A 21,346-nucleotide genomic window follows, 5' to 3' on the forward strand; every position below is an offset into this window, starting at 1 on the left:
TGCGACGGGCCTTCGGGGTGTGGTGCCGGGTCGAGGTGGACGGTCGGGGGGTGGTGCGCGTGCCCATGGCGCCTATTTGGGGTCGCGGTTGAACTGCGCCTGGGCCCAGCGGTAGCCGAGGACGGTCAGGGCCAGGCACCAGGCGACGGCGAGCCAGCCGTTGTGGCCGATCTCGGTGCCGAGGAGGAGGCCGCGCAGGGTCTCGATGGCGGGAGTGAAGGGCTGGTACTCGGCGATCGGCTGGAACCAGCCCGGCATGGATTCCACCGGGACGAAGGCGCTGGAGATGAGGGGCAGCAGGATCAGCGGCATGGCGCTGTTACTGGCGGCCTCGGCGTTGGGGCTGCCCATGCCCATGCCGACCGCGATCCAGGTGAGGCCCAGGGTGAACAACGCCACCAGACCGAGCGCCGCCAGCCATTCGAGAGCGGTGGCGTCGTTGGAGCGGAAGCCGATGGCGAGGGCGATCAGTCCGACCAGGACCAGGCTGACGAGGGCCTGGAGGACACTGCCGATGACGTGTCCGACGAGGACGGAGCCGCGGTGGATGGCCATCGTGCGGAAGCGGGCGATGATGCCCTCGGTCATGTCGTTGGAGACGGAGACGGCGGTGCCGATGGTGGTGCTGCCGATGGTCATCAGGAGCAGGCCCGGGACGATGTAGGCGATGTAGTCGGAGCGGTCGCCGCCGCCGATGCCCGCGCTCATGGCGTCACCGAAGATGTAGACGAACAGCAGGAGCAGCATGATCGGTGTGAGCAGCAGGTTCAGGGTCATGGACGGGTAGCGGCGGGCGTGGAGCAGGTTGCGGCGCAGCATGGTGGCCGAGTCGCGTACGGCGAGGGAGAGGGTGCTCATCGGACGGCCTCCTTGGTCTGGTCGGTGCGGGTGACGGTGGTGTCGCCGGTGAGGGCGAAGAAGACGTCGTCGAGGTCGGGGGTGTGGACGGTGAGTTCGTCGGCTTCGATGCCGGCGGTGTCGAGGTGGTCGAGGAGGCTGCGCAGGGCGCGCTGGCTGCCGTCGCTGGGGATGTGGAGGGTGAGGGCGTCGTCGTCGTGGGTGGCGTTGTCGAGGGTGCGGGTGGCGGCGCGGTAGGCGGTGGGGTCGGTGAAGCGGAGGCGGACGTGTCCGCCGGGGATGAGGCGCTTGAGCTGTTCGGCGGTGCCTTCGGCGGCGATCTTGCCGTTGTGGAGGACGGCGATGCGGTCGGCGAGTTCGTCGGCTTCTTCGAGGTACTGGGTGGTGAGGAAGACGGTGACGCCGTCGGTGAGGAGTTCGCGGATGATCTGCCACATGTTGTGGCGGGAGCGGGGGTCGAGGCCGGTGGTGGGTTCGTCGAGGAAGATGACGCGCGGGCTGCCGACGAGGGTCATGGCGATGTCGAGGCGGCGCTTCATGCCGCCGGAGTAGGTGGAGGCGGGCTTCTTCGCGGCCTCGACGAGGTCGAAGCGTTCCAGGAGTTCGGCGGTGACCCGCCGGCCCTCCGGCCGGGAGAGGTGATGCAGGTCGGCCATGAGGAGCATGTTCTCCTCGCCGGTGATCAGGCCGTCCACGGCGGAGAACTGGCCGGTGACGCCGATCGCCGCGCGGACGGCCTGGGGGTCGGCGGTGAGGTCGTGTCCGGCGACCTGGGCCTGTCCGCCGTCGGCGGTGATGAGGGTGGACAGGATCTTGACGGCGGTGGTCTTGCCCGCACCGTTCGGGCCGAGCAGCGCGAACACGCTTCCCTCGGCGACGGTCAGGTCGACGCCGTCGAGGACGGTCTTGTCGCCGTACGACTTGCGCAGTCCGTGCGCGGCGATGGCCGGGTTGGTCATGGCGGGGCTCCTTAGAGGCTGTGGGCGCTGATGTCGCCGTAGGCGGTGGTGGCGTGGATGTTCAGTTCGGCGGTGGCGCCGTCGGCGTTCTGGAGCGAGTTGCTGATGCGGCCGTAGGTGGTGCCGGCGTCGAGGGTCGCGGAGACCCCGCGGGCGGCACCGACGGAGATCTCGCCGTGCTCGGTGCGCAGCGTGACCTTGCCGCGGGTGGCTTCGGCGATGCGGATGTCGCCCTTCTGGATGCTGACCTGCGCGGGACCGCCCAGGCGGCCGAGCGAGACGTCCCCGGCCATGAGCTCCAGGCGGACGCCCGCGGCCTCGTCGATCTTGACCGAGCTCTGGGCGCCCTCGAAGGCGACGTCCCCGAGCCGTCCCACGCCCCGCAGCTCGGCGGCGGCCGCCTTGCCCTCGACGCTGGAGCCGGCGGGCAGCTGGACGGTCACCTCGACGGCGCCGGACGAGGTGCCGAGGACCCGGTTCTTCACCGGCGCGGCCTCGATGCGCAGGACGCCGTCGCCGTAGGAGACCGCGATCTGCTCCGCCGCCTTCACGTCGCGGCTCTTGGAGGCGTCGGCGGGCAGAACCTCGACGACGGTGTCGGTCCGGTCGGCGGCGATGAACCGGATGTGCCCGGCGGGGACGTCGATGACGGCCGAGACCTCGGTGGGAGTGTCGAACTGCGGCATGGTGCTCTCCTTCGTCGTTCTGTTTCCGATGACAGAAACGCTACGTTGCATTTACGACTCAGGCAACAACTATGTTGCATGTATTGGTGAAAACGCCAGTTCAAAGCCATTATTTCATTGCAATGGCCTCTCAAATAACGCAACGCCCGTCCGTAGGTTCATTGCAATGAAATGAAGGTGAACGCTATGCTCGGGGCACCAGAGCACACGAAGGAGGAGGCCGCGATGCCGGGAGGCAGGCTCACCCAGCAGGAACGCCAGCAGATCTCGCTGGGACTGGCCGACGGCCTCGCCTGCGCCGAGATCGCCAGACGCCTGGACCGTCCCACCTCGACCATCACGCGCGAGGTGATGCGCAACGGCGGCCCGACCGCCTACCGCGCCGACCTCGCCCACCGGACCACCGAACACCGCGCCCACCGCCGCAAGCAGGCGACCCCCCGGGACCCGAAGGCGCTCCCGCAGCCTCACGGACGCGATGCCGAGGCGGTACGCGAGTACGAGGAGATGTTCACGACCGCCCTGATGGCGTCGGGCCTGCCCAAGATGACGGCCCGGGTCATGGCCTGCCTCTCCCTCAGGGATTCGGGCAGCCTCACCGCCTCCGAACTCGTCCAGTGCCTCCAGGTCAGTCCGGCGTCCGTCTCCAAGGCGGTGACGTACCTGGAGAGCCAGGGCCTGGTCCGCCGGGAGCGGGACGACCGCCGCCGCGAGCGCTACATCGTCGACGACGACGTCTGGTACCAGTCGATGACGGCCAGCGCCCGCTCCACCGCCCGGCTCGTGGAGACGGCCCGGCAGGGCGTCGGCGTCCTGAGCTCCCGTACCCCCGCCGGTGCCCGCCTGGAGAACATCGCCCGCTTCCTCGACCTCGTCTCCGAGAGCCTCGCCCGCGCCGCGGAACAGGCCCGCGACATCCTCCACACGAAACCGGTGACGCCGGCGGACGGCTGGTTCCGGCTCAGTCCCACACCATCGAGTCGCCGCCGGCGGCCACCGCGGTACCGGCGGCGGGGGCGGGCGCACCGGCCTGGGCGACCTGGAGGCCGACGACCGGAACGGCGGCGACCGCGGCGATGACGAGGCAGCGACGGAAGGCGGCGCGGACACGGAACATGGTGGACTCCTCGAGATTCGCTTGGTGACGCGTCCAAGTCTTGTCGAGGCGTGATCGGCCCGGAAGAGATCACGGGCGGACGGAAACGGCCGTTGCCGCTTCCGTCCTCGGCCCGTCGTCAGGCCGCACGGACGGCCTTCTGCACGATGAAGCCCTCGATGTAGAGCCGGTCGAGGGAGGTGCGCAGGAACGTGTCGATCGCGGTACGGCGACGGGGGACGGGCACGGGACCTGTGCGACGCCTACGTCCTCGCCCCCGCCGACTCCATCGAGGAGCAGGAGGACGTCCACATGGCGCTGGCCCACATCCTGACCCGGCACATGAGGGCGTACGTCCGCACCGACCGGGAAGAGCTGGCCGTCGCGGGCGCGGCAGCCGGGACGTGAACACGCGGCCGGCCGTCTTCCTCGACCGGGACGGCACGCTGACCGAGCCGCGGCACTACCCCTCCCGCCCCGCCGACCTGGTCCTGGCGGCCGGGGTGGGCCCGGCCCTGCGCCGGCTGCGGCACCAGGGCTGGTCCCTGGTCCTGGTCACCAACCAGTCCGGCCTGGCCCGGGGCCTGTTCTCCCTGCGCGCCCTCGACGCCATGCACCGGCACCTGCGCACGCTGCTCACCGCCCACGGCGTACACCTCGACGGCATCTACGTCTGCCCGCACCACCCCGACGGAACCGTCGACGGGCTCTCCTTTCGCTGCGCGTGCCGCAAGCCGAACGCCGGCCTGCTGGTGGGCGCGGCCGGGGAACTGGGCATCGACCTCGCCTCTTCGTGGATGGTCGGCGACTTCGCCTCGGACGTCGAGGCCGGCCGGCGCGCCGGATGCCGCACCGCCTGGGTCGGCCCGGCCGCCCTCACCGGCACGGACCCGGCCGGCACCGAACCGACGCTGCGCACCGCGACCGTCGCCGAAGCGCTGCACCACATAGCCCGACCGCGGAGCTGATCCCGCACCCCCGTAGGCGCCAGACCGATCGGATACCCATGCCACTGCCTCACCGAACCAGCGCCACGCTCGCGGACGGACGCGAGATCCACTTCTACGACGACGCCGCCGGCCGGGAACGCGAGGTCGTCGACACCAGGGTCCTGCCGCCCGTGCAGTCCGGAGCCGAGTTGCGGTGGGACCCGACCACCGAGGAGTGGGTGGTGATGGCGGCCCACCGCAAGGCCAGGTCGGCCCACACCACCGCGGCCTGCCCCCTGTGCCCGTCCTCGGACGGCGCGCCGACGGAGATCCCCGCCGGCGACTACGACGTGGCCGTCTTCGAGAACCGCTACTCGGCGCTCCGCGGGGCCGGCGGCGACCAGCCGCCCGCGAGCACCTCCCTGACCCTGCCCGCCGGCGGACGCTGCGAGGTCATGGTCTTCGGCAGCGAACACGACACCTCGCTGGCCCGGTTGCCCGAGCAGAGGGTCCGCACCGTGATCGACGCCTGGGCCGACCGGACGACCGCCCTCAACGCGCTGCCCGACGTCGAGCAGGTCGTGTGCTTCGAGAACCACGGCAGCGAGATCGGCGCGACCCTCACCCACCCGCACGGGCAGATCTACGCCTACCCCTTCGTCCCCAGCCGCTTCGAGCGGATGCAGCGCGCCTCGCGCCACGCACACGCACGCGGCGCCGGCTGCGTCTTCTGCTCCGTCCTGACCACGGAACTCTCCGCGGGCCACCGGATCGTCGCCCGCTCCCCGCACTGGACCGCCTTCGTCCCGCACGCCGCGCGATGGCCCTACGAGGTCCACCTCTACGCCAACCGCCACGTCCCGGACCTGGCGGCCCTGACCCGGGAGGAACGCACCGACCTGGCCGCCTCCTACCGGTCCCTGCTGCGCCGCTTCGAAACCGTCACCGAGTCACCCCTGCCCTACATGGCGCTGTGGATCCAGGCCCCCGCCCGGGGAGAGCGGGACCACAGCCACCTGCACGCGCAGATCTTCTCCGACCGCGCCACCCCCCTGAAACCCAAACGCCTCGCCGCGGGAGAACTCGGCGCGGGCACGTTCATCAGCGAGGTGGAACCCGAGCAGGCGGCCGCCGCCCTGCGCGCCACGGACACCTGGACGCTCCCCGACCCCCTCCCCGCCCAGCCCGCCGCGGCTGTGTGAGCCCCGACAAAGGATGCCAACGTGTGGATCAGCAGCGCGCCCCTGCGTGTTTCCCTGGCCGGTGGCGGTACCGACGTCCCCGGCTACGCCCACCGGTTCGGGGGACTGGTGCTGGGCGCCACGACCGACCTGCGGGTGACCGTCCACCCCCCGGGAGAACGAGACCCTCCAGCTCATGGCCAGCGGCATGAGCAACAAGCAGATAGCCCGCGCCCTGACCATCTCCACCCACGGAGCGAAGCGGCTCGTGGGCTCCGTACTGGCCAAGTTCGACGCGCCCAACCGCACGGCGGCCGTCGTCAGCGCGGTCAACGCCGGCCTGGTGTGAGCAGCCGCCGCGGAGGCCGTGACCGAGAGCGCGCGGACCGGACCGCCACCGGTCACCCGACGCCGTCGGCCACGCAGGCCGTGAACGTCGCGCCGTCGACGGGGCGGCCGGCCGTCGCCGGGCAGAGGCAGACGTGGACGACACCCGGACATCCCCGCGCCGGCCTCCGACCTCCCGCTGCCGCCCGCCAGACCCCGCTCCGGCAACCCGGTCTGCGTCCGGTGCTGCGTCTTCTTCCCTATGGAGCCCCGCCCCGCCGACGGCAGTCTGCTGGAAAACACGGCTTGGAGGCTCACAGTGACAGCAGGACCGGCCCCGGAGAGGGCCCTGGACGGCCTCGACATCCGCACCGCATCCTTCGCCCAGCGCCGACTGTGGTTCATGGACCAGCTCGCCGGTTCCTCCAGTGGGTCGATGCTCCCGCTGGTGCTGAGGCTGAGCGGGGCCCTGGACGTGGAGCGGCTGCACAGCTCGCTGTCGGCGATCGTGGACCGGCACGAGGTGCTGCGCTCGCGGTTCACCGCCGTCGACGGCGAACCCGTGCAGGTGGTCGACGCCCCGGCCGGCGTCGCACTGGAGCGCGTCGAGGTCAGCGGCCCGCAGGAGCTGTACGACCGGTTCCTCGGGCGTCCCGTCGACCTCGCCGCGCAGCACCCGGTCCGCGCCGTCCTCGCCCGCGTCGGCCCCGACGAGCACCTGCTGCTCGTCGAGGTGCACCACATCGCCGTGGACGGCTGGTCCTGGGGCGTGCTGCTGGAGGAGCTGGCCGCCGGGTACCGGGGGGACGCCGTCGCCGCGCCCGCCGTCTCCTACGGCGACCTCGCCCGGGCCCAGACGGAGCGCCTGAGCGGGCCGCGTCTGGAGCGGATGCTCGCGCACTGGCGTGAGCGGCTGTCCGGGCTCACGCCGCTGGACCTGCCGACCGACCGCCCGCGACCGCGCACCTGGGACGGATCCGGCGATGTCGTCCGGTTCGACCTGCCCGCCGACGTGGTCGCCGCTGTCGACACCTACGCCCGCTCCCGCCGCGCCACCCGCTACATGTTCCTGCTCACCGCCTACCAGGTGCTGCTCGGCCACTGGGCGGGCCGCGACGACGTCGCCGTGTGCAGCACCCTCGCCGAACGCTCCCGGCCCGGCGCCGCCGGACTCATCGGCCCTCTGGTGAACACCGTCGTCCTGCGCACCCACCTCGCCGGCGCCCCGGACTTCGCCGGACTGCTCGACCGGGTGCGCCGCCGGGTCCCCGTCGACCTCGCACACGCCGAGGCGCCCTTCGACCTCGTCGTCGGCGCCGTCGGCGGATCCCGCGACCTGTCCCGACACCCCTTGGCGCAGGCCTCGTTCACCCTCCTCAACGCGCCGATCCAGCCGGTGCGGATGCCCGGCCTGGACGTCGGCCTGATCGAACCGCCGCTGTCCAAGACGCCGTTGGACGTCTTTCTCGACCTCACCCTGCGCGCCGACGGCAGCATCGCCGCCCTGCTCCAGTACGCCACCGCCCTGTTCGACGACGCCACCATGCGCGCCTTCGCCCAGGCGTACGCCGCCCTGGTACGGGCGGTGCTGGCCGCCCCCGAAACACCCGTGCGGGAGCTGCTCCGCGCGCTTCCCACGCGACCGGGCGCCCTCGCCCGGCCCCGCCCCGACTGGCACCGCGCCCCCGACCGCCCCGCCGGCCCGGCGCCCGACCTCGCCTTCTCCGGCGACCCCACGGCGATCGCGCTGAGCTGCGGGGACCAGAACGTCACCTACGCCGAACTCGACGCCATGACCGGAGGACTGGCCGCCGCCCTGCGGGACACGGGGGTCGAACCCGGCGGCACCGTGGGCGTGTTGCTGCGCCGGGGGCCGTGGTCGGTCGCCGCCGTCGAGGGCATCTGGCGCGCCGGCTGCGCCTATGTGCCCCTCGACCCCGACCTCCCCGCCGAGCGACTGCGGTACATGGCGCGACAGGCCCGCCTCGCCTGCGTCCTCACCGACGCGGCGACCGCGGCCGACGCCGACGGTCTCGCCCCCGTCCTCCTCGACACCGGCGCCGTCGCCCCCGACGCCGACGGTCCCCGGCGCCGGCCCCATCCGAGGGAGCTGGCCCACGTCATCTTCACCTCCGGCTCCACCGGCCGCCCCAAGGCCGTCGGCGTCGAGCACGCCGCCCTCGCCTCGCACGTGGCCGCCGCCCGCGAACGCCTCGGCCTCACCGCCGCCGACCGCGTCCTGGCCTTCGCCTCGTTCTCCTTCGACGCCTCCCTCGACCAGGTCCTGCCCGCCCTCACCACGGGCGCGCGCGTCGTCATGCGGCCTGACGAACCGTGGCTGCCCACCCAGATCCCCGAGATCGTCCAGCGGCACGGCCTGACCGTCGTCAACGTGCCGCCCACCTACTGGGCGGAGCTGACCCTCTCCCTCGACCGCCGGCTCGCCGCCGGGCTGCGCGGCCTGCGGCTGCTGGTCCTCGGCGGCGAGAGCGTCCCGCCCGACACCCTCGCCGCGTGGCGTGCCGCCGTCCCTCACGTCCGCGTATACAACGCCTACGGCCCGACCGAGACCACCGTCACCGCCACGACCTACGACGCCGACGACCCGCCCGCCCACACCGTGCCCATCGGCCGGCCGCTGGGGGAGCGGCGCGTGTACATCGTCGACGGCGACGGCGAACCCGTGCCCGTCGGCGTCGGAGGCGAACTCCTCATCGGCGGCACCGAGGTGGCACGCGGCTACCTCGGGATGCCCGCCCTGACCGCCGACCGCTTCGTGCCCGACCCGTTCGGCCCGCCCGGCGGACGCCTCTACCGCACCGGCGACATCGTGCGCTGGACCGCGAGCGGGGAACTGGAGTTCCTCGGGCGCCGCGACGACCAGGTCAAGATCCGCGGCTTCCGCATCGAACTCGGCGAAGTCGAGACGGTGTTGCGGGCCTGCCCCGAGGTCGCCCAGGCCGCCGCCCGCCCCGACCGCGCCACCGGCCGCAGCCTGATCGGCTACGTCGTGCCCGCCGAGGGCGCCGACCCGGCCCCCGACCGCGCCGCCCTGCGCGCCTGGTGCGCCCGCCACCTCCCGCAGCACGCCGTCCCCTCGGACTTCGTCGTCCTGGACGCGCTGCCCGTCGGCGTCTCCGGCAAGCTCGACCGCTCCGCGCTGCCCGACCCCGCGCACACCCGCGGCGCCTCCGGGCCCGCCTACGCCGCACCGCGCGACGAGACCGAACGGGTCGTCGCCGAGGTGTGGGCCGACGTCCTCGGCCTGGACCGGGTCGGACTCGACGACAGCTTCTTCGACCTCGGCGGACACTCCCTGCTCGCCACCATGGCCGTCTCCCGGATCGCCCAGCGCCTGGGCCGCGAGGTGGAGCTGCGCACCGTCTTCGAACACCCCACCGTCCGCGGCTTCGCGCCCGTCGTGGCCGGCGCCCGGGTCCCGGGGGCCGCCGACGTGGCGCCCGTCGATCGCGACCGGCCCCTGCCGCTGTCCTTCGCACAGGAGCGGCTGTGGTTCCTGGACCGCACCTCCGACACCGGCGAGTCCTATCTCCTCTGGTACTGCTGGCGGGTGCGCGGCGGACTGGACCGCACCGCCTGGCAGCAGGCCCTGGACGACCTGGTCGCCCGCCACGAGGTGCTGCGCACCGCCCTCATCGAGCGCGAGGGACGCCCCGTCCAGGAGGTGTGCCCGCCCGTCGGCGTCCCGCTGCACTGGGAGCGGGCGCCCGAGGCCGCCGAGGGACGCGACCGCGTGGCCGAACTGCGCCCGCGTGCCGCGTCCTTCGCCACCCGCCGCTTCGACCTCGCCCGACCGCCCCTGCTGCGCTCGGGCGTGTGGGAACTCGCCGAAGACGACCACGTCGTCCTGATCAGCCTGCACCACGCGGTGACCGACGGCTGGTCCAAGAACGTCCTGCTCGACGAACTCGCCCGGCACTACCACGCCCGCCTGCGGGGCGAGAGCGCCGCGCTGCCGCCGCTGCCCGTGCAGTACGGCGACTTCGCCGTCTGGCAGCGCGACCGCGCCGACAGCGGCGCCATGGAGCCCCAACTCGCCTACTGGGAAGCCGCGCTCGACGGCGCGCCCGTGCTCGACCTGCCCACCGACCGGACCCGCCCCGCCGCGTTCACCGGCAGGGGAGGAGCGGTCGAGATCGACCTGCCCCACGACCTCGTCGGCCGGGTCGACGACCTGGCGCGGGAGCACGGGGCCAGCCGCTTCATGGTGCTGCTCGCCGCCGCGCAGGCCGTGCTCGCCCGCTGGACCGGACAGGACGACATCTGCGTCGGCACCCCCGTCGCGGGCCGCGACCGGCTCGAACTGGAGCCGCTGGTCGGCTTCTTCGTCAACACGGTCGTCCTGCGCACCGACCTGTCGGGACGGCCGACCCTCGCCGGTCTTGTCGACCGCGTGCGGGACGTCGTCCTCGGCGCCTTCGGCCACCAGGAGGTGCCGTTCGAGAAGGTCGTGGAACGGCTGCGGCCCGAACGCGACCTCTCCCGCAACCCGCTCTTCCAGGTCATGGTCGACGTCCAGGACTCCGCGGGCGGCGGCTCGACGCTGCCGGGCCTGGACGCCACCGACCTCGCCCTGCCGTGGAGCTCGGCCAAATTCGACCTCACCGCGACCTTCGTGGTCCGGGACGCCGGGTTCGCCCTCAACGTGGAGTACGCGGCCGACCTGTTCGAACCGGCCACCGCAGCCCGCTTCGCCGAACACGTCGGACGCCTCCTGCGAACCCTCGTCGACGCCCCGCACACCCGCGTCGACGAAGCGCCCCTCCTCTCGCCGGAGGAGCGCCGCGACCTGCTCACCGCCGCGGGCCAGGACGCCCCGCCGGCGCCGGCCTTCGCGGTGGAGGGACGACCGGAGGCCACGGCCCTCGCCTGCGAGGGGACCACCCTCACCTACCGTGCGCTCGACGCCCGCAGCGGGGGGATCGCGGCCGCGCTCGTGGCCGCGGGCGTCTCCCCGGCCGATCCGGTCGGCGTGTGCGTGAGCCGGGGTGTCGGAGCAGTCACGGCCATGCTCGCCGTCTGGCGGGCGGGCGGCGCCTACGTCCCGCTCGACCCCCAGCTGCCGGGCCGGCGGCTGGAGCACATGCTCCGGGAGGCGGGGGTGCGGCACGTCCTGTGCGACGCGGCCACCCGCGCCACCGTGGAGGCCCTGGACGCGCACCGCGTCGACCTCGACGACGCGCCGCCCCGCACCGACGGCCCCCGCCACACCCCCAGGCCCGACGACCTCGCCTACGTCATCTTCACCTCGGGCTCCACCGGCAGGCCCAAGGCCGTCGGCGTCGCACACCACGCCCTGGACGCCCATGTCGCCGCCGCTCGCGAACTGTTCGCGCTGACCGACCGGGACCGGGTGCTCACCTTCGCCTCGACCTCCTTCGACGCCTCGCTCGAACAGATCCTGCCCGCGCTGAGCGTCGGGGCGAGCGTGCACGTGCGGCCCGACGAGATCTGGGCCCCCGAGGAGCTGGCCGAACGCGTCGCCGAGGCCGGGATCACCGTCATGGAGCTCACCCCGTCGTACTGGGCCGAGGTCGTCGCCCGCCTGGACGCCCTCACACCCCGGCTGCGCACCCTGCGGCTGCTGGTGACCGGCGGAGAAGCGCTGCCCGCCGACCCGCTCGAGCGCTGGTTCTCCCACCTGCCCGGCGTCGCGGTCGTCAACACCTACGGGCCCACCGAGGCCGTCATCTCCGCCACCGCGCACACGCTGCGGGCCCGGCCGCACGGCCGGGTGCCCATCGGACGGGCACTGGGCAGCCGACGCACCTACGTCGTCGACGCGCGCGGAGACCTGGCCCCGCACGGCGTGCCCGGCGAACTCCTCGTCAGCGGCCCGGAGTTGGCGCGCGGCTATCTCGGCAGGCCCGCCCTGACGGCCGAGCGGTTCGTGCCGGACCCGCACGGCGGACCCGGCGCCCGGGCCTACCGCACCGGTGACGTGGTGCGCCGGCTGCCCCACGGGGAGCTGGAGTTCCTCGGCCGCGACGACGACCAGGTCAAGATCCGGGGCTTCCGCGTCGAGCCCGGCGAGGCCGAGGCCGTCCTGCGCGCCCACCCCGGCGTGCGCGGCGCGGCCGTCGTCGTCCGCACCCTGCACGGCGAACCCGCGCTGGTCGGCTACGTCGTCGGGGACGGCCTGCTGGAGGAGTCCCTGGCCACCCACTGCCGGGCCCAGCTGCCCCACTACCTCGTCCCCTCGGCGTTCGTCCTGCTCGACGCCCTGCCGCTGACCGTCCAGGGCAAGCTGGACGCCAAGGCGCTGCCCGAGCCGGAGACCCGCGAGGCGCCCACCCTCGTGCCGCCGCGGACGCCGGCCGAGACCGTCGTCGCCCAGATCTGGTGCGAGGTCCTCGACCTGCCCAGGGTCGGCGTCCACGACGACTTCTTCGCGCTGGGCGGCCACTCCCTGCGCGCGGTGTCGGTCGCCTCCCGGCTGCGGACCGCCTTCGACTGCCCCTTCCAGGTCCGGGACCTGTTCGAACACCCCACGGTGGAGCGGCTCGCCGCCGAGGTGGAACGGCGTCTGCTGGAGCTCATCTCGCAGATGAGCGACGACGAGATCGACCTGTCCCTGACCGCCGAACTCTGACCGCCGAACTCCGCCGCCGAATCCGGACGGCCGCCCGCCGACGCCCGTCCGGTTCGCCACCCAGCCCGCAGCTCTGCCCCAGACCCTGAGATTCGGAGTGCCCTCATGACCACGTCCGACGTGCGCCCCGGCCCCCAGCCCGCAGGCGGTGGCCTCTCCCCGGCCGCCCGGCGACTGCTGGAGCAGCGGCTGCGCGGCCGGTCGGCCGTCCGCGACGACGGCCCCGTCCGCGTCCGGCCCCGCCCGGAGCGAACCCCGCTGTCCCCGGCCCAGCAGCGCCTGTACTTCCTGGACCGCCTCGACCCCGGCGCCGCGACCTACCTGCTGCCCGCCGCGTGGCGGCTGCGCGGCCCCCTGGACGTGCCGGCCCTGCGCGCCGCCCTCGCCGACCTCGTCGCACGGCACGAACAGCTGCGCGTCGTCTTCCCCGAGCACGAGGGCGTCCCGTACCAGCGCGTCCTGCCGGCCGGCGACGCCGTGCTCGACGTCGTCGACGCGGCCGCGGGGGGAGAGGCGGACGCCGGCGCGGTCTGCGAGGCGGGGGCCGTCCCCGTGGACGAGGCCGCCGCCCGGCAGGTGGACGCCGCCGTCCACGCCGCCGCCCTGCGCCCCTTCGACCTCGCCCGCGAACCCGCCTTCCGGGCCACCCTGGTCCGCGCGGCCGACGACGACCACGTCCTCGTCCTCGCCATGCACCACATCGTCTCCGACGGCTGGTCCCTCGACGTCCTCGTACGGGACCTCGCCGAGCTGTACCGGGCCAGGCGCGAGGGCCGCGACGCCGAACTGCCCGAACTGCCCCTGGACTACGCCGACTACGCCCTCTGGCAGCGCGCCGCCGACCAGGGCCGGGCCCTGGACCACTGGACCTCCCGGCTCGCCGGACTGACCCCGCTCGACCTGCCCACCGACCATCCGCGCCCCGACACGCCCTCCAGCCACGGCGCCGTGCACACCGTCACCCTGCCGGCCGCGCTGACCGACGGCCTCGCCGCCCTGGGCCGCACCGCCGGGACCACGCCCTACATGACCGTGCTCGCCGCCTTCCAGGCAGCGCTCGCCTTCCACAGCGGACAGCACGACATCGCCGTGGGCACCGTCGTCGCCAACCGCGAGCGGGCCGAGACCGAACAGCTCGTCGGGTTCTTCGTCAACACCCTCGTGATGCGCGGCGACTTCTCCGACGACCCGACCCCGGCCACGCTCCTCGACCGCACCCGCGACCGGGTCCTGGAGGCGTTCACCCACCAGTCGCTGCCCTTCGAGAAGGTCGTCGAGGCCCTCAGCCCCGAACGTGACCTCGCCCGCAACCCGCTGGTGCAGGTGCTCTACACGCACACGGAGACCGGCACGGGCGCCCTCGCCCTCGGGCAGGCCGAGGGCGCGCCGTACCGCATCGGGCTCACCACCGCGAAGTTCGACCTCACCCTCGACCTGCGCGAGGGCGCCGGGCGCACCGAACTCGCCTTCGTCTACCGCCCCGACCTGTTCGAGGAGGAGACCGTCGCCGCGCTGGCCCGGCACACCGTGGCCTTCCTGGAGGCGTTCCGCACCCGCCCCGACGCACCCCTGAGCACCGTCGACCCCCTCACCGCCGCCGAACGCGCCCGCCTGCTCGGCCCGGACGGCCCCGCCCGCAGGACCGACACGCCCGCCGTCCCGCCGCGCACGGCCGCCGACCGGCTCGCCGGACACATCGCCCGCACCCCCCACGCGCGAGCCGTCACCGGCTCGGGCCGGAGCCTCACCTACGCCGAACTCGACCGTCAGGCATCCGCGTTGGCGCGGCGACTGCGCGCGGCCGGCGTCACCCCGGGCGCCCTCGTCGGCGTCTGCCTCGACCGCACCCCCGACCTGGCCGTCGCCCTCCTGGCCGTCTGGCGGACCGGAGCCGCCTATCTGCCGCTGGACCCGACGCACCCCAAGGCGCGCCGTGAGTACACCGTCACCGACTCCGGCATCGAACTGATCGTCACCGACGCGGCCACCCGCGACGCGGTGGAGGGTCTGCCGGCCCGGTTGCTCGAACTGAGCGCCACCGAGCGGGACGTCGACGACCGGCGCCCCGCGGCGCAGGACACCGCCGGAGTGGGCGCCGCGCCGTCGCCGGAGGACGTCGTCCCCGCCCACGACGACCTCGCCTACGTCATCTACACCTCCGGCTCCACCGGCCGCCCCAAGGGCGTCGAGATCACCCACGGCAACTTGGCCTGGCTGCTGGGCGCCGCCGACCGGCACTTCGACTTCGGTCCCGACGACGTGTGGACCCTGATGCACTCGCCCGCCTTCGACTTCTCCGTCTGGGAGCTGTGGGCGCCCCTCGCCACCGGGGGACGCGTCGTCGTCCTCACCGGGGACGAGGTGCGCGACCCGGCCGCCGTGCACCGGGTGCTGCGCGAGGAGGGCGTCACCGTCCTCAACCAGACCCCGGCCGCCTTCAAGGGGCTGCGCGCCCATCTCGCCCAGAACGGGGCCGGCTTCACCGACCTCGCCCTGCGGACGGTCGTCTTCGGCGGCGACGCCTTCGACGTGCGCGACTACCGCGACTGGTTCACCGCCCCCGGGCCCCGCCCGGAACTGGTCAACATGTACGGCATCACCGAGACCACCGTCCACGTCACGATCCGCACCATCACCGAGGACGACGTCCACGGCGACGTCCGCTCACCCGTCGGCCGCCCGCTCACCGCCGCCCACGGCTACGTCCTGGACGCCTGGGGCCGCCTCGTCCCGCACGGCACCGTCGGCGAACTCCACGTGGCCGGCGGGGGAGTGGCCCGCGGCTACCGCAACCGGCCCGAGCTGACCGCGGAGCGCTTCCTCGACGACCCCTTCGGCGCCCCTGGCTCCCGCATGTACCGCACCGGCGACCTCGTGCGCGTCCTGCCCGACGGACAGCTCGCCTACGTCGGCCGCGCCGACCACCAGGTCAAGATCCGCGGCTACCGGATCGAGCCCGGCGAGATCGAGACCGCCCTGCGCGCACTGCCCGGCGTCGCGGACACCGCGGTGGTGGCCCGGCGCGACAGCGGCGCCGCCCGCCTCGTCGCCCACGTCGTCACCCCCGAGGGCCGCCCCCTGGACGCGCCCGCCCTGCGCGAGGGACTGCGGCTGACGCTGCCCGAATACATGGTCCCCGCCCTGTTCGTCCGCCACGAACGCCTGCCGCTGACCGCCAACGGCAAGGTGGACCGCGCCGCCCTGACCGCCGTGCGCCCCGGCACCGCCCAGAATTCGACGCACGTCGCCCCCCAGGGGCCGACCGAGCAGGCACTGGCGGAGGTGTTCGGGCAGGTCCTGAGCGTGGAGCGGGTCGGTCGCACCGACAACTTCTTCGACCTCGGCGGCGACTCCATCCTCGCCCTGCGCCTGGTCGGCGTCGGCCGGCTCGCCGGGCTCGGCTTCTCCGTCGCCGACGTCTTCCGCGCCCGCACCCTCGCCGACCTCGCCGAACTGGTCACCGACGCCGCCGACACCCCCGAACCGGTCGCCCCCTTCTCCCTCGTCGACCCCGCCGACCGGGACCGGCTGCCCGACGGCCTCGCCGACGCCTACCCGCTCACCATGCTCCAGGCCGGAATGCTCCACGAGATGCTCGCCGACCACCGGCGCGGCGCCTACCACAACGTCACCGACCTGAAGATCACCGTCCCCGAGGGCTTCGACGCCGCCGCCTTCCAGTCCGCCGTCGACGCAGTCGTCGCCGCCCACCCGATCCTGCGGACCTCCGTCGACCTCGTCGGCTACCGCGAACCGCTCCAACTCGTACACCGCACCGCCCACTTGTCCGTCGGCTACACCGACCTGCGCGGACTGCCCCGCGAGGAGCAGCGCGAGCGGCTGCGCCGGTTCGTCGACGCCGAGTTCGACCGCCGCTTCGACCTCGCCGCCGCCCCCCTCGTCCGCATCCACCTGCACCACGTCACCGACCACGACCTGCGCCTGGTCCTCACCGACTGCCATGTCGTCCTTGACGGCTGGAGCCTGACCTCCCTCGTCGCCGACCTGCTGGCCCTGCACCGCGAGGCGGTCACCCGGCGCACCGCGCCGCGCCCTCCGAGCGTCCCGGCCTTCGCCGAGTACGTCGCCCTGGAGCGGGCCGCGCTCGCCGACGAGGACTCCCTGGCCTACTGGCGGGACCGGCTCGCCGCGCTGCGCCCGGTCACTCTGCGCCGGCGCACCGACACGGCCGCCGTGGACGGTCCGCCGGTGCACGAGGTGCGCCGCTCCTACGCCCACCTCGCCGAACGCATCGGACGCCTCGCCAAGGAGGCGGGCGTGCCCCGCCGCACCGTGCTGCTCGCCGCCTTCCACCACACCATGAGCCTGTTCGCCGACCGCGACGACAGCGTGCGGGGCCACAGCATCGGCCTGGTCACCAACGGCCGCCCCGAGGTGCCCGGCGCCGACCGGATGCGCGGACTGTTCCTCAACACCGTGCCGTTCGGCGTGGACCGCCCGCGCGGCGACTGGCTGACCTACCTGAGGGACGTGTTCGGCGCCGAGCAGGAGATGCTGCCGCACCGCCGGGTCCCGCTCGTCCGCATCGCCCAACTGCGGCCCACCGAACCGAACCTGACCGACACCGTCTTCAACTACGTCAACTTCCACCGCCTGGCGCACGACTCCTGGGACGACTCCCTGGAGATCGCCCGCACGATGTTCCCGCTGCTGGTCAACGCCGGCGTCAACGCCTTCACCCTCGACGCCGACCCCGAGTACGTGGCCCCGGCCACCGCCGAACAGGTCGCCGACGTCTTCGTGGCCCAGCTCGAGGCCATGACCGCCGACCCGCACGCCCAGATCCGCCCGCCCGCCGCCACCGGCGCCGCCCGTGAGACGGTCCTCGGCTGGGCCGCGGGCCCGGCCCTGCCCTCCTCGCCGCTGCTGTTCCACGAGCACGTCGCCGCATGGGCCGCCCGCACCCCGCACGCCGTCGCCGTCGAGCACCGCGGCCAGACCCTGACCTACGCCGAACTCCACGAGCAGGCCGAACAGGTCGCCCGCCGACTGCGGTTGCTCGGCGTCGGACCCGAGAGCGTCGTCGGCATCTGCGTCGACCGGGGGCCGGACTGGGTCCGTGCCGCGCTCGGCGTGCTGCGCTCCGGCGGCGCCTTCGTCCCGCTGGACCCGCAACACCCCACCGACCGTCTCGCGTTCATGGCCGAGGACAGCGGCATGCGGGTGCTGCTGACCCAGCGGGCGCTGGACGGTGCCGTCCCCTTCGACGGCCCCACCCTCCACCTGGACGTACCCGCCGAGCCGGTCGGACCGGTGCCCGGCCGCGAGCCCGACGCCGACACCTTCGCCTACCTGATCTACACGTCCGGCTCCACCGGCGTCCCCAAGGGCGTCGCCATCGCACACGGCGGCCTGTCCAACATGCTCGAAGGCCAGCGCGACCTGGTCGGCCCCACCCCCGAGGACCGCGTCCTGCAGTTCGCCTCCTTCGGCTTCGACGCCTCCATCCTGGAACTGACCTGGGCCCTCGCCAACGGCGGCCGCCTGGTCACCGCACCCAAGGAGGACCTGCGCCCCGGCCCCGACCTGGCCCGCACCCTGCGCGAGGCCCGCGTCACCGGCGGCATGCTCCCGCCCAGCGCCCTGGCCGTCCTCGGCGAGGACACCTTCCCCGACCTGCGCGTCCTCCAGGTCGCCGGCGAGGCCTGCCCCGCCGAACTCGCCGACCGCTGGTCGCGGGGCCGCCGCTTCCAGAACGTGTACGGCCTCACCGAGACCACCGTGTGGTCCGTCGCCGCAGACCTCGCCCCCGGCCAGGGCCGGCCGCCCATCGGCACCCCGATGCGCAACACCCGCGTCCACGTCCTCGACGACGACCTCCAGCCCGTCCCGGTCGGCGTCCCCGGTGAGATCCACCTCGGCGGACAGGCCGTCGGCCGCGGCTACCTCGGCCGTCCCGACCTCACCGCCGCCACCTACGTCCCCGACCCCTACGGAGGCTCCGGCGAGCGGCTGTGCCGCACCGGCGACCTCGGCGCCTACCGGCCCGACGGCACCGTCGAATGGCTCGGCCGCCGCGACGCCCAGGTGAAACTGCGCGGCTTCCGCATCGAACCCGGCGAGATCGAGCACGCCCTGCGGCAACTGCCCGGCGTCCGCCAGGCCGTCGTCCTGCACCGCACCGACCTGCCCGGGGGCGAACCCGCCCTCGTCGCCTACCTGGTCACCGACGACACCGGCCGGCACACCCCCGAGGAGCTGCGCGGCGCCCTGCGCACCGGACTGCCCGCCTACATGGTGCCCTCGCGTTTCGTCCTCCTCGACGAGATGCCCGTCAACCGCAGCGGAAAGATCGACCGGCGGGCGCTGCCCCTGCCGCCCGCCGAACTCGACCAGGACGAGACCGCGTACGTCGCCCCCTCCACCCCCGCCGAGCGGATCCTCGCCGAGATCTGGCGCGAGGTGCTGGGCCTGTCCCGCATCGGCGTCCACGACGACTTCTTCCGGATCGGCGGCAGCTCCCTGTCCACCGTCCGCGTGTCCCTGATGGCCGCGGGACGCGGACTGCCCGTCACCGTCGGCGACCTGATCGAACACCCCACCCTCGCCCGCCTCGCCGCCCACGCCACCCGCGCGGTCGGCGCCGGACTGCCCCGGACCGTCACCTCCGAGGTGCGGCTGCGCGAGGGCGACGGCGAACCCCTCTGGTGCGTGCACCCCACCGGCGGCAGCGCCGCCTGGTTCGTGCCGCTCGCCCGCGCCCTGCCGCCCGGCCGACCCGTCCACGCCTTCCAGGCCCGCGGACTGCTCGGCGGCGTCGACCCCAGCACCGTGACCGGCATCGCCGCCAACTACGCCGCCGAGATCACCGACCGCGCGGCGCCCGGCCCGCACGCCCTGCTCGGCTGGTCCATGGGCGCCAACATCGCCCTGGAGATGGCCACCCAGCTGCACCAGTCCGGCCACCCCGTCGCCCCGCTCGTCCTCATCGAGCCCTACCTGCCCAACCCCGCCGCCCGCGCCCGCCTCGAAGGCGTCACCCGCGACCTGCGCGAGGCCCAGCGCCAGCGCGACCGGCTGCGCGAGATGACCGACTCCCCGCAGCGCGACCGCGCCACCGCCGAACTCACCGCCACCCTCCTCGGTGCCGGCATGAGCCCGGCCGAGGCCGCCCTCGTCGAAGGCGCCCCCATCGAGGTCTGGCACTCCCTGCTCGCCGCACTCGCCGCCTACGAGGTCCGCCCCTACCCCGGCCACCTCCACCTCGTGGTCGGCAGCGAGGCCGCGAACCTGCCCCGCGGCGTTCCGATGCCCGGCCTCGACGTCGACTTCGACACCTACGTCGAACGCTGGCGGGCCACCGCACGCGACGGGCTCACCCTGCACATCAGCGAGGGCGACCACATGTCGATGATGGCCGACCCCCAGGTCACCGGCATCGCCGACCTGGTCGCCGCCCTGGAGACCGGAGAAGCCCGATGACCACCTTCGCCCCCGCCCCCACCGAGCGCTACCTCCTCGCCCCCGACATGGTCGCCGACCCCTACGGCCACCTCGACGCCCTGCGCGAGAGCGACCCCGTGCAGTGGAGCCCGCTCCACCACGCCTGGCTCGTCACCGGCTACGACGAGGTCATGCGCTGCCTGCGCGACCGCGCCGTCTCCGCCGACCGGGTCCGCCCCCTGATGGACGCCGTGCCGCAGGGAGCCCGCGAGGACGCCGAGCGCGCCTTCTCCATCCTGTCCCGCTGGATGGTCTTCAACGACCCGCCCCAGCACCGCCGGCTGCGCCAGGTCTTCCAGGAGGCCTTCGCCGCCCGCGCCGTCGCCCGCTACAGCGCCTTCACCGAGAAGGTCACCCGGGCCGTCCTCACCCGCAAAGCCGCTCCCGGCCACAGCGGCGACCTCATGGCCGACGTCGCCAAACCGCTGCCCGCCCTCATCTTCGCCCGCTGGCTCGGCATCCCGCCCACCGACGGCCCCTCCTTCTGGTACTGGAACGCCCGCGTCGCCGACCTCGTGCTCGGCACCGCCCAGGAGGAGAGCGAGTACCGGGCCTCCCTCCAGGCACTGGTGAGCCTGGAGGACTACCTCGGCGCGCTCGTCGAACGGCGGCGCGCCGAGCCCGGCGACGACCTCATCAGCCAGGTCCTCGCCGAGGGCCGCGTCGGCGACACCGTCAGCGAGCAGGAGTTCGTCGGCATGCTCACCCAGATGGCTTTCGCCGGCGGGGAGACCACCAGCAACCTCATCGCCAACACCGTCCTGGCCCTGCACACCCGCCCCGACCAGCTCGCCGCCGTCCGCGCCGAACCGGACCTGGCCCAGGGCGCCGTGGAGGAGACCCTGCGCCTGGACGGGCCGTCGAAGATGTCCATCCGCACCGCCGCCCAGGACCTCGAGCTCGGCGGCCACACCCTGCGCGCGGGCGACCGGATCTTCCTCGTCACCGCCGCCGCCAACCGCGACCCCGCCCGCTTCCCCGACCCGGGCCGCTTCGACGTCACCCGCAGTGGCGCGACCCACCTCGGCTTCGGCTTCGGCGCCCACTTCTGCATCGGCGCCGCGCTCGCCCGCCTCGTCGCCGTGTGCGCCGTGCGCGCACTCGTGTGCGAGCGGCCCGGCCTCGCCCTCGCCGACCCCGCACGGCTCTCCTGGCAGCCGTCCCTGCTCAACCGCAGCCTCACCGCCCTGCCCGTCCACTACTGACCGGACCTCACACGCCCCCCGAAGAGAG

Annotated in this window: 9 protein-coding genes and 1 pseudogene; 7 read left to right on the plus strand and 3 right to left on the minus strand. The window is 73.9% G+C overall.

All coding sequences use genetic code 11. The features are described from left to right. Positions 1–72 precede the first annotated feature (72 nt). From ACIQ8B_RS20275 to ACIQ8B_RS20285, 3 genes are read right to left on the minus strand one after another with little or no spacing between them, the layout of a single operon-like run. Positions 73–858 carry an ABC transporter permease gene (locus ACIQ8B_RS20275; RefSeq protein ID WP_403548484.1) on the minus strand — a complete coding sequence of 262 codons (786 nt, stop codon included), beginning with the start codon at positions 856–858 and terminating at the stop codon, positions 73–75. Next, positions 855–1,817 carry an ATP-binding cassette domain-containing protein gene (locus ACIQ8B_RS20280; protein ID WP_403548486.1) on the minus strand — a complete coding sequence of 321 codons (963 nt, stop codon included), beginning with the start codon at positions 1,815–1,817 and terminating at the stop codon, positions 855–857. Before ACIQ8B_RS20280 ends, ACIQ8B_RS20275 begins: the two co-directional genes overlap by 4 nt. Before the next feature lie 11 nt (positions 1,818–1,828). Further along, entirely contained in the window at positions 1,829–2,503 is a 675-nt protein-coding gene (locus ACIQ8B_RS20285; RefSeq protein ID WP_290010322.1) for a DUF4097 family beta strand repeat-containing protein, read from the minus strand. 225 nt (positions 2,504–2,728) lie between these two features. On the opposite strand from ACIQ8B_RS20285, the gene ACIQ8B_RS20290 reads away from it, so the two are divergent. From ACIQ8B_RS20290 to ACIQ8B_RS20320, 7 genes and pseudogenes are all read left to right on the plus strand, one after another. Beyond that, positions 2,729–3,583 (plus strand): helix-turn-helix domain-containing protein, encoded by an 855-nt coding sequence (locus ACIQ8B_RS20290; protein WP_403548550.1) that lies wholly within the window; start codon positions 2,729–2,731, stop codon positions 3,581–3,583. A gap of 420 nt (positions 3,584–4,003) precedes the next feature. After that, complete coding sequence (locus tag ACIQ8B_RS20295) at positions 4,004–4,567, plus strand: D-glycero-alpha-D-manno-heptose-1,7-bisphosphate 7-phosphatase (RefSeq protein ID WP_403548489.1); 564 nt, start codon at positions 4,004–4,006, stop codon at positions 4,565–4,567. Between the two features lie 38 nt (positions 4,568–4,605). Then, complete coding sequence (galT, locus tag ACIQ8B_RS20300; RefSeq protein ID WP_403548491.1) at positions 4,606–5,730, plus strand: galactose-1-phosphate uridylyltransferase; 1,125 nt, start codon at positions 4,606–4,608, stop codon at positions 5,728–5,730. Between the two features lie 157 nt (positions 5,731–5,887). Further along, positions 5,888–6,058 (plus strand): annotated as a pseudogene (locus ACIQ8B_RS20305) (response regulator transcription factor); the annotation flags it as partial. A 297-nt stretch (positions 6,059–6,355) separates the two neighbouring features. Then, positions 6,356–12,649 (plus strand): amino acid adenylation domain-containing protein, encoded by a 6,294-nt coding sequence (locus tag ACIQ8B_RS20310; protein ID WP_403548493.1) that lies wholly within the window; start codon positions 6,356–6,358, stop codon positions 12,647–12,649. A 105-nt stretch (positions 12,650–12,754) separates the two neighbouring features. Next, entirely contained in the window at positions 12,755–20,092 is a 7,338-nt protein-coding gene (locus ACIQ8B_RS20315; RefSeq protein WP_403548495.1) for an amino acid adenylation domain-containing protein, read from the plus strand. Next, on the plus strand, positions 20,089–21,318 hold the full coding sequence (locus ACIQ8B_RS20320; protein WP_403548497.1) for a cytochrome P450: 1,230 nt from the start codon (positions 20,089–20,091) through the stop codon (positions 21,316–21,318). The genes ACIQ8B_RS20315 and ACIQ8B_RS20320 overlap by 4 nt, the downstream gene beginning before the upstream one ends. The last annotated feature ends 28 nt before the right edge of the window (positions 21,319–21,346 follow it).

Source organism: Streptomyces sp. NPDC096105 (assembly GCF_044763335.1).
Lineage (GTDB): Bacteria > Actinomycetota > Actinomycetes > Streptomycetales > Streptomycetaceae > Streptomyces.